Source organism: Acinetobacter sp. 778_lipA (assembly GCF_058242985.1).
The window spans coordinates 2,738,535-2,751,631 of record NZ_JBZAYT010000001.1; the positions used below are offsets into that span (position 1 = coordinate 2,738,535).

The 13,097-nt window shown below is 36.7% G+C and carries 11 protein-coding genes; 2 read left to right on the top strand and 9 right to left on the bottom strand.

The window, feature by feature from the left end:
- Positions 1-21: 21 nt before the first annotated feature.
- From AC4CUY_RS13100 to AC4CUY_RS13125, 6 genes are all read right to left on the bottom strand, one after another.
- The gene (locus tag AC4CUY_RS13100; protein ID WP_336953969.1) at positions 22-849 is read right to left on the bottom strand and encodes an SDR family oxidoreductase; all 828 of its coding nucleotides are present in this window, start codon (positions 847-849) and stop codon (positions 22-24) included.
- A 181-nt stretch (positions 850-1,030) separates the two neighbouring features.
- Complete coding sequence (locus AC4CUY_RS13105) at positions 1,031-2,287, bottom strand: acyl-CoA dehydrogenase family protein (RefSeq protein WP_419327951.1); 1,257 nt, start codon at positions 2,285-2,287, stop codon at positions 1,031-1,033.
- Between the two features lie 32 nt (positions 2,288-2,319).
- A complete protein-coding gene (locus AC4CUY_RS13110) occupies positions 2,320-3,570 on the bottom strand; it encodes an SfnB family sulfur acquisition oxidoreductase (RefSeq protein WP_419820255.1) in 1,251 nt (416 codons plus the stop codon).
- Between the two features lie 329 nt (positions 3,571-3,899).
- The gene (locus AC4CUY_RS13115; RefSeq protein WP_336953973.1) at positions 3,900-5,291 is read right to left on the bottom strand and encodes an LLM class flavin-dependent oxidoreductase; all 1,392 of its coding nucleotides are present in this window, start codon (positions 5,289-5,291) and stop codon (positions 3,900-3,902) included.
- A gap of 718 nt (positions 5,292-6,009) precedes the next feature.
- A complete protein-coding gene (locus tag AC4CUY_RS13120) occupies positions 6,010-6,918 on the bottom strand; it encodes a DMT family transporter (RefSeq protein WP_490774223.1) in 909 nt (302 codons plus the stop codon).
- Positions 6,919-7,121: 203 nt separating this feature from the next.
- Positions 7,122-7,622 (bottom strand): YaiI/YqxD family protein, encoded by a 501-nt coding sequence (locus AC4CUY_RS13125; RefSeq protein ID WP_336953975.1) that lies wholly within the window; start codon positions 7,620-7,622, stop codon positions 7,122-7,124.
- A 245-nt stretch (positions 7,623-7,867) separates the two neighbouring features.
- Between AC4CUY_RS13125 and AC4CUY_RS13130 the strand changes: the two genes are divergently transcribed.
- A complete protein-coding gene (locus AC4CUY_RS13130; protein ID WP_419360542.1) occupies positions 7,868-8,797 on the top strand; it encodes a hypothetical protein in 930 nt (309 codons plus the stop codon).
- 871 nt (positions 8,798-9,668) lie between these two features.
- Here AC4CUY_RS13130 and serC read toward each other — a convergent pair.
- Positions 9,669-10,748 carry a 3-phosphoserine/phosphohydroxythreonine transaminase gene (gene serC / locus AC4CUY_RS13135; RefSeq protein ID WP_336953976.1) on the bottom strand — a complete coding sequence of 360 codons (1,080 nt, stop codon included), beginning with the start codon at positions 10,746-10,748 and terminating at the stop codon, positions 9,669-9,671.
- A 349-nt stretch (positions 10,749-11,097) separates the two neighbouring features.
- On the opposite strand from serC, the gene AC4CUY_RS13140 reads away from it, so the two are divergent.
- Positions 11,098-11,910 carry an AraC family transcriptional regulator gene (locus AC4CUY_RS13140; RefSeq protein WP_336953977.1) on the top strand — a complete coding sequence of 271 codons (813 nt, stop codon included), beginning with the start codon at positions 11,098-11,100 and terminating at the stop codon, positions 11,908-11,910.
- 40 nt (positions 11,911-11,950) lie between these two features.
- Here AC4CUY_RS13140 and AC4CUY_RS13145 read toward each other — a convergent pair whose 3' ends face one another.
- Positions 11,951-12,547, bottom strand: coding sequence for a LysE family translocator (locus AC4CUY_RS13145; RefSeq protein WP_336953978.1), 597 nt, complete (start codon positions 12,545-12,547; stop codon positions 11,951-11,953).
- An 85-nt stretch (positions 12,548-12,632) separates the two neighbouring features.
- Positions 12,633-13,043 (bottom strand): SRPBCC domain-containing protein, encoded by a 411-nt coding sequence (locus AC4CUY_RS13150; RefSeq protein ID WP_419820252.1) that lies wholly within the window; start codon positions 13,041-13,043, stop codon positions 12,633-12,635.
- Positions 13,044-13,097: the final 54 nt, after the last annotated feature.

The following is a 13,097-nucleotide window of genomic DNA, read 5'->3' on the forward strand; positions in this document are numbered from 1 at the left end:
TTGGCGTGATCAGCTCAGCAATTATTCTTTAACAAACAAATCAACCATTAACTCATCCTCTGAATCAGCATAGCGATATTCATTAAAATCTGTAATACCATACTCTCGGAGGATTTCTTCATCAATCAATAAGCGTCCTGTTAAGGCGCGTTTTTCACTGTTTAAAATACGATAAGCGGCATCTGCCATAATGTTCGGTTTACGAGCTCTGCTAAATAATTGCTTACCGCCTAAAGAAAACTCAATTGCAGCTGTGGCAATAATCGTTCTCGGCCATAGTGAATTTACACTCACCCCATAACCGGAAAACTCTTGATTCATCCCTAAAGTCAACATACTCATGCCATATTTAGTAATGGTATACGGTGCATAGCTAGCAAACCATTTTTCATCCAAGTTTAACGGCGGTGAAAGATTTAAAATATGCGGATTGTCACTGTTTTTTAAATAAGGTAGTACAGCTTGACTACATACCATCACAGCACGTGTATTGATCTGATACATTAAATCGAAACGGTTTGGGTCAAGCGTCTCTACGCCAGACAGTTTAATCGCACCAGCATTGTTAATTAAAATATCAATTCCACCGAAATGCTTTGCTGCTTGTTTCATGGCAAGCGCAACCGCATCTTGATCACGTACATCCAGTTGAAGTGCTAAAGCTTGACCACCTACCGCCTCAACTTCTTGAGCAACAGTAAAAATCGAGCCCCCTAATTTAGGATGCTCTTGTGTAGATTTTGCAGCAATCACAATGTTCGCACCATCTTGTGCAGCTTTTAGTGCAATCTCTCGCCCTATTCCTCGGCTTGCACCGGTAATAAAAAGTGTTTTTCCTTTAAGCGACATGATTTCCTCGTTGTATTTGTTTTTGCTGTACTAATCTACTTAACTTTGTTTTCACCTCATAGTACCAAATCTACCATTTTGTATACTCATGAGTACAATAATTATTATTCTTTATAGTCTTTATAAAAATCAAAAGCTTGCATAAGCAAGCCTTGGACTAAAGGTGGTGAAAATTTAAATTCTAGGCAGCACCAACTTTTGGACTTGTTCCAATTTGCCAAACAAAAGGCAATGGTTCACGATTAACTTCCCAATCACCAATCACTTTTTCCTTATATACGACTGGATTATGTGAAGATACGACCCGTGCATTGCGCCAGAAGCGATCAAGTTGTTTTGTGGTGGTACTTGCAGATGCACCAAGCGCATTAAATAACTTACTGGTTAACTCCAAGACTAAATCAGAAATAACCACCTGCCCTTGTGCTGCCTCTAATTCAGCATCATTATTTGCTTGAATATTTTTTACTTCGGATTCACTAAAGTGACTAATATATGCACGCTGCAAAGCTTCTGCTGTTTGCGTGGTGATACTTTGACTTGCATAGGCTTGTGCGGAAGCTTTACCAATCACCTGTAAAATCTGTGGATCATTACGTACTAAGTCAGCATTGCCATGACTAAAAATACGATCACGCTTTTGTACTTCATGAATAAATGTTGCAACTGCTGACTGTGCAATACCCGATAAGGTTGCCAAATGAATGACTTGGTAGAACGCAGTCTGATATTTAAAACGTTGCTCAAAAGGCAAAATATGGTCTGCTTCGATTGCAACATTGCTTAACGTTAGAGTGCCACTTCCCGTGGTTTTTTGACCAAAACCATCCCAATCATCCAGTACTTCAACACCAGAAGCATGTCGAGAAATCGCAGCAATAACATGCTGATCCGTACGTTCATCATAGGCAAATAAATCAACCCAATCCGCAAAGATTGTGCCTGTTGAATAGTACTTCTTCCCATTGACCAGCAATTGATTATTATTTTGAGTTACACGGGTAATCACATCACCAATTTTTACATGACCGATTTCAGTCCATGCATTCCCCACCAAATCACCTTGAACAAAGCGTTTAAACCATAATTCTTGATTCTTAAACTTATGTGCATTTAATCGATCTTCAACAAAAGCGAAATGCCCCCGCAATGCTTGCACAATATTTGAATCGGCCTTTGCAAGTTCAGTGAGCAATTGAAATAACTGAGGTAAAGACACCCCATCTCCACCAAACTTGACTGGCACACGTAATGCACCAAAACCTGCATTTTTTAGCCAATCTATTTGCTCATACGGCAATATACGCTGTTGCTCGCGTTCAACGACACCCTGTGAAATTTTTTCAAAAATTGCACGATATTTTGACGCAACCGTCTCATAGTCTGCTGAGATTGATAAATCTTCAATAAAACGGTTTTGAATATCTAAGTTACCCATTTTTTCTCTCCATCATTTGCTTATTTTTATTCTTAGCTCCACGCATGGCGTGGTAAGTGAATGTTATTGAGATAATAATTACCGACTAAATTAAATTTCCAACGTACAGGATCATGCAAAGTATGGGTACGTGCATTACGCCAATGGCGATCTAAATTTAATTCAGACAATGTTGAACGAGTACCTGATAATTCAAATAATTTGTTAGAAGCCAGAATGGCAATTTCAGTTGTTAATACCTTGGCTTCTGCAACCAGTAATGCCGCCTGATTAGCATTCTCTTCAGATGGATCGGCAATTGCTTGATCAATTGCATCACCAGCCAAGTCTAAAACGGCTTCGGCTGCACGTAATTTAATTTTTAACTCCCCTATACTTGCAATGGTATACGGATCATCGCTCGCTTTTTCTAAACCTGAGTCAATCCAAGGGCGTGAATGTAAGCGTACATATTGAATCGTTTCATCAATTGCACCACGCGCAATACCAGCATCCACTGCGGCTTGAATGAATTGAGAAATCGCACCTGCTGCTGTAGGTCTTTCAAAAGCTTTATGGATCGGCACAATATATTTTTCATCAACTTGAACTTGTTTTAGTACTACAGTTCCACTCGCTGTAGTTCTCTGTCCAAATCCAGACCAATCATTGACAATTTCCAGACCTGTACTTGTTCGTGGCGTTAAGGCAACCACAGGTAGCCCATCTTCATTCACTGCAACGACAGGTACCCAATGTGCCAATAGAGCCCCTGTAGCAAAGAATTTTTGACCATTAATTTCATAACCTTGAGTTGTTTTATGTATTTTGGTTTCTAAGTCAGCAACGGTCTTGCTACCTTTTTCTGAAAAGGCATTACCCAGACGTCGACCTTTTAAAATTTCAGCAAAGAAAAATTGTTGCTGTTCAAGACTGGCATCTAAACGGAGATGCTCTATAAAAGCCCAATGATTTTGCGCAATTTGTCCAAGTGAAGGATCTACACTAGAAATAGTTTTAACCACATCTGCTAATGTACGATATTTCACTTCAGCCCCACCAAAAGCATGTGGAATATTAATCCCCCATAAACCACTTTGTGAGTAGAGCTGTATCTCCTCAAGTGGCAAACGTCGTTCATAATCACGTTGTGATGCTTCTTTGGCAAACTCTTTGGCTAAATTTTTCGCTACTTGAATAGCTTCTTCATCCGATTGAATAACATGTGCATCATAATTCAATTCAAAAAATTGCAAAGGAACGGCCGTCTGAGAAGAAAAGTTTTTTTGGTTTAAATCAGTCATTGTTGTTACTCTTTTAAATAAGCATGGATTTAAACTAGCATTCTTTTTTTATGCTATTTATACGAATAAATGCATTTATTATTCAAAACAAAATTATAAATTTATCACTAAAATTCATATCCATTAAAACCATAAAAAAAGCCCACATTATGTGGGCTACGTTCTGACTAACGAGCTAAATGATTATGAAATAAATGACTAATTTAAAAACCATTTAAAGATCAATTTTAGAACAATATCAATCAATACAACTCATATTGCTAGATAATGGCAATGTATGCTCCACAATCAGATGAATTAATATTTTATCTCAGAGTATAATTTTAAGATTAACTGGCTTGTGCCAATCTATCCGTATTCGCTTTGCGATATTGTGAGCCTCGATGATTCTTTGATAAATAAGCACCTTGTTCAAATAGTTTTTCTCGTAAAGTACCCTGACGATATTCTGTTTGATAAGCACCACGACGTTGTAGCTCAGGTACAATAAAATCTACAATATCTATAAAAGTTTGATGTGCCAAAATATAGGCTAAATTAAAGCCATCAACATCTGTATCTTCTGCCCATTGTTGTAACTCATCAGCAACCGTTTGTGCTGAACCGACCAACACAGGACCATTTCCCCCCACACTATTCCAATGGGCAATTTCTTCAATTGTCCAAATACGGTTAGGGTCCGCATTGACATAAGCATCTAACATCGATTGAATCGCATTGGTTTCAATATACTCAACCTTATCATGAGGTTGATACTGTGAAAAATCTACACCAGACCAACCAGACACTAAGGTCAAAGCACCGTTATAACTTCCATACGACTGATATTCTTTAAATTTTTCCTGAGCTCTTTTATCCGTTTCATCAGTTACAATTGACAATAAGGTGTAAATTTTAACAGAATAAGGGTCACGTCCTTCCTGTTTTAATTTTTCACGAATACTTTGAACAATTTTCTTGGCTGCTATTTTTGATGGTGGTGCAATAAAAATACATTCAGCATTTTGGCTTGCAAATGTTTGCCCTCGAGCAGAAGCACCTGCTTGATAGAGTACAGGTGTGCGCTGTGGTGAAGGTTCACAAATATGAATACCAGGAACTTTAAAGTATTTCCCTTCATGTAAAATGGGATGCACTTTTGTATGATCTGCAAAGATTCCAGCCTGTTTATCTCTTAAAACCGCATCATTTTCCCAAGATCCTTCCCACAACTTATATAGCACCTCTAAATACTCATCGGCAATATCATAGCGATCATCATGATTTAATTGCGTATTTAGTCCTAAGTTTTTAGAACCACTTTCCAAATAGGAGGTGACAATATTCCACCCCACTCGACCTTTGGTGAGATGATCTAATGTACTGATTCTTCGCGCAAAAGGATAAGGATGTTCAAAAGATATTGATGTAGTCACACCAAAACCTAAATGTCGGGTCACCGCAGCCATCGCTGGGATAATTTGCAAAGGATCATTGACTGGGACTTGCACTGCACCAGTCAATGCATGTTCTGCACTTTGGTGGTAAACATCATATATCCCAAGTACATCGGCAATAAAAATGCCATCAAATAGCCCGTTTTCCAAGATTTTAGCGAGGTCAGTCCAATATTCAATATCTTTATATTCTGTTGAGCGATCTGAAGGATGACGCCATAAACCAGGAGATTGATGTGCAATACAATTCATTTCAAAGGCATTAAAGCGGATCTGCTTAGTCATTTCTCTTCAACTCATCTTGAATATTATTTTTATCCTATGCCATTTATCTTTATTCTTTTATCTCAATATCTTCAATTATTATCATGATTGCTTTTATCTAAAATAATGAAATAAATATACTTTTTTATACAAATTGGTTTATTCACCATAATTATCGTCAAACTAACTAATTATTCATATAAGTGATTTTCATCAAATCCCTGATCATAAATGAAGCCTATCTTTTTGTATGCGCTTTATGGAACTGCTGGTTATCAATTCATTTTTTGTATTTTTGAATCATAGATGGTGATCCTACCGTGAGGCGACAGAGAAGCCGCCGTTGGGCGGGGGTAGAGGACGTCCCTCTCTCTCAACATGAGCAAAAACAAAGCAGAGTTTTGTTTGCAGCGCAAAGTTTGGCATCCCCCTATGAAATGTGTGGCATTGCTAACTTTTTATAACCAAATAACTTATCCGCCATGCAGTTGATTTAATTTAAAATATTATTTGAGGGAAATTATATTCTTGTGTTTGAGTTTTTTGATAAGTTGGCTATATATTGGCTTTCATCAATCTGTAAGCATCGATTAACCATTTTAAAAAATTAAAAACACATCTTCTTTAAAAAGCATCTACATAGCTTCAAAGAGCTGTACAAATAAACTATGCAAAAGCCAGAATCTAAGCTTAGTTGAAGGTTAATCACTTAGCATAAAATCTAAAGAAAAAATCGATGCTAATTTTTAATCTTTTTGGCTAGCAATTGACGTGCTTTAAAATCTTTGTAGAAGTATAAAAATAACCCGAAAATCAAAACTGCCGCGCCGATAAACACATTCATAGTTGGTTTTTCATTATTGAGCATCGCGCCTAAAAACATGGCAATCATTGGGGTCATCACTGTAGTCAATGATAAAGTTGTGGCTTTAATATTTTGAACCAATTTAAAATAACAAAACATCGCCAGTAATGAAGCCATAAATACGGTATAAATTAATGCCAATAGTGATTTAGTTTCTGGAATATGCGTAGGCGCATACTGCCAAATAAAAGGAATAATACACATTGCAGCCAACGTAGAAACCAAGATTGAACCTGTTGCTTGCGCCATTGGCATGACATCTGCATTCACTTTTTTTACCCAAAAGATGGAAAAAGCATAAGTAAATACACTCATCAACATCAGCATAATTCCAACGGGATGCACATGTTGGCTGGCGCCGCTACTGGTACAAATAATGGCTAAACCGACAACAGCAAGCAGCATGCCAAGCCATTGAATCCCATGTAATCTCTGACTAAAGCCAAAACGACCAATAAGTCCTGCCATAATCGGGGCTAATCCAAACATCAAAGCAATAATACCTGAACTTAAATAACTGGTTGCGGCATAGGTAAAAATTTGTGAACCAATCAGACTAAATGAACCAGCTAAATAACTATGTAAAGCAATTTTATTACACGGTAATTTAACTTTTAAAATCAGCAACAAAAATAAAGCAATCGGCAAGGCGATAAAAAACCGCAAAACCAAAGCCCACATCATATGTAAATCTGCCACACTCCATACAATTGCCAAAGGCGTACTTGCCCAAATGAAGACCAATAAAATATAGGTCGTCATCAGGTTGGATTTAGAGGGCATATAGATTCCTAAATGACTGCTGGGTGTGAATTAAATTGTTGGATTCAAAAATTAATTTTACATTGATCTTTGCAAATTCAATTAAATCTTAATCAAGCAACGGGAAGCTCTATTGATATAAATATCTATTGAAAAGCAAGTTCGATTAATTCAAAAGGTCGAAAAAATTCAGTTGCAGATGATTTTTAAATCAAGCATTAGACTTATATCGAAGTCTTACGTTTCTGCTTGAGAATCGTCTGGTCTAAGCTACTCGAAAACTCACGTTTATCACGCTCAGAAATCGGTGGCGGCCCACCCGTTTGTACACCAGCACCACGCAAGGTATCCATAAAATCACGCAAATGTAAACGAGCTTTGACATTGGCTGATGTATAAACCTCTCCACGTGGGTGAATTGCTACACCACCCTTTTCAATGACCTGTGCTGCCAAAGGAATATCCTGAGTAATCACAATATCATGCTCACTCATACGATCAACAATTTCTTGATCAGCTTGATCTGCACCCGACATTGCTTGAATTGAGTTGATCCGTACAGACGGTGTAATACCCACAGGCTGGTTTGCAACAAAAGTAACTTCTAATTGATAACGGTCTGATGCACGTAAGATCACTTCACGAAGAATTTTAGGTAAAGCATCTGCATCGACCCAAAGTTTAAATGGCAGCACACAACATCTCTGATAAAGATTTTTAAACATTTTAGCAAAATGCCGTTACGCTGTCCTATGCATATTCTTTTATTTATTGCGCAAATCTTTAACGACTTCGAAATCCAATCAAACTTTTCATCTGTATTTTGGTGATTAAAAGTACAATTTAAGGCGTGGTTGATGGCAATTGAGTTTAATATTCTGGTTTTTCTTATGATTTTACATTTCAGGACTTGAAATCTAGCAATCATCCTCGATTTAATAGCATAAGAGAGGCATTTAAAATCGTGAAAATGAACAATCAAAACAGACCTGAAACAATTATCATAGAAGATCAGAATTTTGGTAGCCATGTCGAACATTGGAGTCTATTGACAGAAAACCCAACGTCCGAAGTACCCAAATGGTTAGGTTTGGCTTTGGATGCACCAGTGATGCCCATGGGGCTTTGTTCAAAAGAATGTGATATGGATGTATCAACTTGGTTAATCCAAGGTCCAAACGGTTCTTCTGTACAGCTCTGTCAAGTGATTGATGTCGAGAATAACAAACCTAAAGCTGTAAAAACGGCTTTCCCCAGTTTTGAAAGTCCGTATCAATTAAATGCTTCTATCGACCGTATCATTACCTGCAAAACCAACACTCAAGCAGTGCTTAGCTTAAAAGTAGGTGAAAATAGTGTGGTCTATGCATTTGACAGTTTATACAGTGTAAATGGACACCAATATTCTCAAGATCAACAGTATAAAGTTCAACTGAATGCATGGGCTTATGAGCTCGAAAAAGTTTCAGACCATGAACAAATCATTGTTGATGATCCTGCTTCAATCAAACACCATCGTGCATTAAACGATATCCTTTCACAAAATAATGGTATTACGCCTGAAAATCTTCAAGAACAAATTGATGCATGGGAAGCGAAGTCAGAAGATGACAAAGCTCCTGTTACTGTTGATTTTTCTAAAATGGTGGCATACCTATACGGAGAAACTTTAGGACAAGAGGATGAAGCTTGGTTTCAAGGAAAAGTTGTTGGCAAAACTGAAATGCAATTTATGCAACAAAACTACACACTTTATGATGTCACTTTAATTCTTGAAGAGAACCAACCAGCAATCTTAATCCGTATTGCAACTAAAGATCCTGCTTTCAAAGATTTTGAAATTGGACAATATATTCGTGGCAATATTTGGATTCAAGCAAACATTTATTCAGCTGCTTGATTCAAAAACAGATTGATCAGCATGATGGGAAACCCATCATGCTTTTTTATTACATGTTTTGTAACATTTCTATTATATCTAAATACATCCCTGCAATTTTTATGTTTTTGAATTCAAATTTACTACTTATCCACAGTTTAAATTCAAAATCAAATAATCAGGTCTGTTTAAAACTATTTAAGCTGAAGAATATTGACTGTTTATTTAAATAATAAATACATTCCCCCTATTTAAAGAATCCCCAGAAAATAAATTTAAAAACAGAAGCTTAAACATAAAAATTAAACCAATAAATATCATGATCTTGTTAAAAAATAGACTCTATTTTTATACTTAATTCGGATTATTTTTCATATAAAGACTAAAAAATAGGCAAGTTATCCACAATGTACCCACAAAATCATAATTATAAATTCATAATATTTTTATTGATCGCGAGATAATAAATACCTCAACATATTAATAATGTAATTTAGCACTTTATTTAACCAGTCAATTATGTTAAAAATACGACGAACCAATAGGATTTAAACAATAATTTAAAAATCTAGGCTCAGTAATGAAAATTATACCTGAACAATCGACTAGTCTAATCAATCAAGTGAGTGGTTTTCACTTACGCTTGGATAAAGGAGCCTGCTGCTTTTTTGTTCTAGGTATGTTTTTAGCTGCAATGATGATCCATATATTAGGCATATTCCCGACGACTTAATGTTTTACCGCATTTATCTCATAAAAAAAATCCCTCACTCTGGAGGGATTTTTTTTATGTCTAGGACTTTAATTCCCTCCTCCTCTGTTTACTCAATCAAGGGGGGAGAAATTAAGGTTCTGATCGCACAACAAATCATTTAAATGTTTTGAAGTATGATTAGCCGTTACGTTGAGCAAAGTCATCCATAAAGTTGACAAGTGCTTGTACACCTTCTACAGGTACAGCGTTATAAATACTAGCTCGCATACCGCCTACTGAACGATGGCCGGCAAGATTGAGTAAATGATTTTCTTCAGCTTCTTTCAAGAATAATTTATCCAGTGCTTCATCTGCCAAAGTAAACGGCACATTCATGATTGAACGGTTTGGAAGTGCGATCGGATTGTTATAAAAATCACTAGAATCAATATAACCATATAGTAATTTAGATTTTTCAAGGTTGGTTCTATACATTGCGTTTACACCGCCCTGCTCAAGCAACCATTCAAAAACCAAACCAGACAAATACCAAGCATAAGTAGCGGGTGTATTCACCATAGAATCATTCTTCGCTTGCGAACCATATTTTAACAAGCTTGGAATTTCAGGTTTTGCTTGATCCAATAAATCATCACGCACGATCACAAGGGTTAAACCTGCAGGACCAATATTCTTTTGCGCTCCAGCATAGATCAAACCAAACTTAGATACATCTAGTGGCGCAGATAAAATACTTGATGAAAAATCAGAGACTAAAGGTTTATCTGTTTCTGGAATATTGGCAAATTGAATACCGCCAATTGTTTCATTTTCAGCATAATGGACATAAGCCGCGTCGTCTGACAAGTTCCAGGTACTTTGCTCAGAAATTGCAAGCTTTCCATTTATGCTTGTTGCCGCCTCAACGATATTGATATCGCCGTAGCGTTGCGCTTCTTTAGTGGCTTTTTCTGACCAAATTCCCGTATGGATATAATCAGCTTTGGAATTTTTACCCAATAAATTGAGCGGAATTGCAGAAAACTGAAGTGATGCACCACCTTGTAAGAACAATACTTTATAGTTCTCTGGAATGTTCATCAATTTACGTAAATCAGCTTCTGCTTTTTCAGCGACAGCCACATAGTCTTTGCTACGATGGCTCATTTCCATGATGGATAAGCCTTTACCATGCCAATCCAATAACTCAGCCTGAGCTTTTTCTAAAACGGCAGTAGGTAATGCAGCAGGACCAGCACAGAAATTGTACGCGCGCATGATTTTTCCCTTTTTAAAAGTGAAACGAATGAAATAGGCGCATTTAACCACAAATCGACCTTTCTTGCAGTAGCTTTGTCAGTCAATATTTCAATATGTTTAAAGATTTAGAGTTGATAATTCAATTAACTATAGACAATTAGAGAAGCAAAATATTGTAGCTAGACTGCGCATTGATATTTTAATCATCATCCTGAAACAATAATTTATTGCCATTCTGATTTTATTACTGACTGCACAAAGCTAGAATATCCGTTACTCATATCCATATACGGATAAAAACTCAATTTATAAGCTTAACTCAGTTATAATTTATCCAGCTTAAACTTTATTCATTGGTAGATGGTAAATGCCAGCCTCAAATCATCAGGATTGGATTCGGACAGCATCAGAAACAGATCGATTTGAACGTATCGAAGCATTTTTTAATGATCATGCCTATGAACCGCATCGGCATGATACCTATGCCATTGGTCGCACCCTTTCAGGCGTTCAAAGTTTTCATTATCAAGGTGTCATGCAACATAGCCAGCAAGGTATGACAATGGTGCTGCATCCAGATGAAAAACATGATGGCGAATCAGGTACACAAGAAGGTTTCCGCTATCGCATGGTGTATATAGAACCTGCAAAAATTCAATCTATTTTAAAGGGTAAACCTCTACCCTTTATCGAACATGGGATCAGTACAGATCCTCGATTATTTAAAGCCACCAATACTTTTCTACAAAGTATTGAAAATCATATGGAAGTCTTGGAAGAAGAAGATGCGCTGTATGATCTGGCCATGGCTTTAAATGAAATTTCTTTTCAACCATTATCACAACGGCTAAGTTTTGATTATCGTGCAGCAGAAAAAGCCAGAGAATTTATTCATACATTATCTGAACGAAATATCAGCTTGGATGATTTAGAAAAAAATATTGGTCGCGACCGGTGGAGTTTATCACGCGACTTCCGTTTATTGTTTGGAACCAGCCCACATCGTTATTTAACCATGCGCAGGCTGGAAAAAGTTAAAATCAATTTAATCAAAGGGGCTTCTTTAGTTGCAGCTGCAACAGATGCAGGCTTTTATGATCAAAGCCATATGACTCGACATTTTAAACAAGCATTTGGACTCAGCCCTGCGCATTGGAAAAAGATCAATCATTTGCCTTAGGTGTAAAACACATACAGATTCAGTTCAAGATTTTGATTTATCAAAACAAATGCATTCCTATAATAAAATCTCGAAGCATTCCAAGTCCTGTAATAATCAGCATGATTGCCATAATTTTATTTAAATAATTAAACCATTTAGGATCAGAAATTTTATCCCCTAAAAATTTACCCGCCAAAGCATATACGAACGGCGCTCCAGCAGCACCAATAGAAATGATTAAAGATACAACGAAAATCATCACGCCAGTAATTTTAGCCGCAGGATACATAATTGTCGTGACGGGTAAAATCACCAGAATTCCTTTAGGATTAAATAATTGAATTAAGAAACCATTTAAGAAAGTCAGTTGGTATTCGGCTTTTTCAGTTGTTTCTAAATATACTGTCAACATTTTAACGGCGATATAAAAGGTATATACCGCCCCGACCAAAGAAATATAGTCTAGCCAATTGTGAGGAATAACAGCCTCACCAACATAGCCCAAGGTCAAAAATAGAAATAACATTGCACAACCCACCCCAATGAAAAAACCAATGGATTGTTTAAGCTGCCCAAGCAGTCCTGAATTCAATCCAATGAAATTTACAGGACCAGGGCTATACATCACACTCAAGGTATAAAGAAAGATTTCCACAACAACACTCAACTTTGATCTAGACGAATTTCAAAAGATCAAAGTAAGTCTGTGGAAATATTTTGTATTGTACGTTTGTGCAGAACTAGCTTTTATTTTCTACATAGCGTGCAAAATTATCTAAAATTACTTGCCAACCTGCTTGCTGTTGTTCAATTGGATATACCGTTTCAGGATCAAAACTAATCCTCACCACAACAGCATCATTTTTCTGTTCAAAGTAAACTTCAGCATTTCGTTCGCCAAAAGAATAAGCAATTTTTTTAAGGGGAATAATTTCAGTATATGTACCCGAAAAATCAAAGCCCATACTGCCATCTTTAGCTTCCATACGATTTGAAAATTGACCATCCACACGTAGATCATTTTTAGAATTGACTGTGTGCCAATCTGCTGAAGCGGTATTCCATTGTTGTATATCCTCTGGATTATTATAAATATCCCAAACTAATTCGATTGGTGCTGTCACCACAGACTCAACGGTAATTCTTGCCATTTTTTTCTCCTTATATCTATTTTGAGATTCAATTTATTGATTGAATTATCATGG

Excerpts from the sequence above, each read along its gene's own strand:
- AC4CUY_RS13100 (WP_336953969.1), bottom strand. The coding sequence starts at position 849 with ATGTCGCTTAAAGGAAAAACACTTTTTATTACCGGTGCAAGCCGAGGA.
- AC4CUY_RS13105 (WP_419327951.1), bottom strand. The coding sequence starts at position 2,287 with ATGGGTAACTTAGATATTCAAAACCGTTTTATTGAAGATTTATCAATC.
- AC4CUY_RS13110 (WP_419820255.1), bottom strand. The coding sequence starts at position 3,570 with ATGACTGATTTAAACCAAAAAAACTTTTCTTCTCAGACGGCCGTTCCT.
- AC4CUY_RS13115 (WP_336953973.1), bottom strand. The coding sequence starts at position 5,291 with ATGACTAAGCAGATCCGCTTTAATGCCTTTGAAATGAATTGTATTGCA.
- AC4CUY_RS13120 (WP_490774223.1), bottom strand. The coding sequence starts at position 6,918 with ATGCCCTCTAAATCCAACCTGATGACGACCTATATTTTATTGGTCTTC.
- AC4CUY_RS13125 (WP_336953975.1), bottom strand. The coding sequence starts at position 7,622 with ATGTTTAAAAATCTTTATCAGAGATGTTGTGTGCTGCCATTTAAACTT.
- AC4CUY_RS13130 (WP_419360542.1), top strand. The coding sequence starts at position 7,868 with ATGAACAATCAAAACAGACCTGAAACAATTATCATAGAAGATCAGAAT.
- serC (WP_336953976.1), bottom strand. The coding sequence starts at position 10,748 with ATGCGCGCGTACAATTTCTGTGCTGGTCCTGCTGCATTACCTACTGCC.
- AC4CUY_RS13140 (WP_336953977.1), top strand. The coding sequence starts at position 11,098 with ATGCCAGCCTCAAATCATCAGGATTGGATTCGGACAGCATCAGAAACA.
- AC4CUY_RS13150 (WP_419820252.1), bottom strand. The coding sequence starts at position 13,043 with ATGGCAAGAATTACCGTTGAGTCTGTGGTGACAGCACCAATCGAATTA.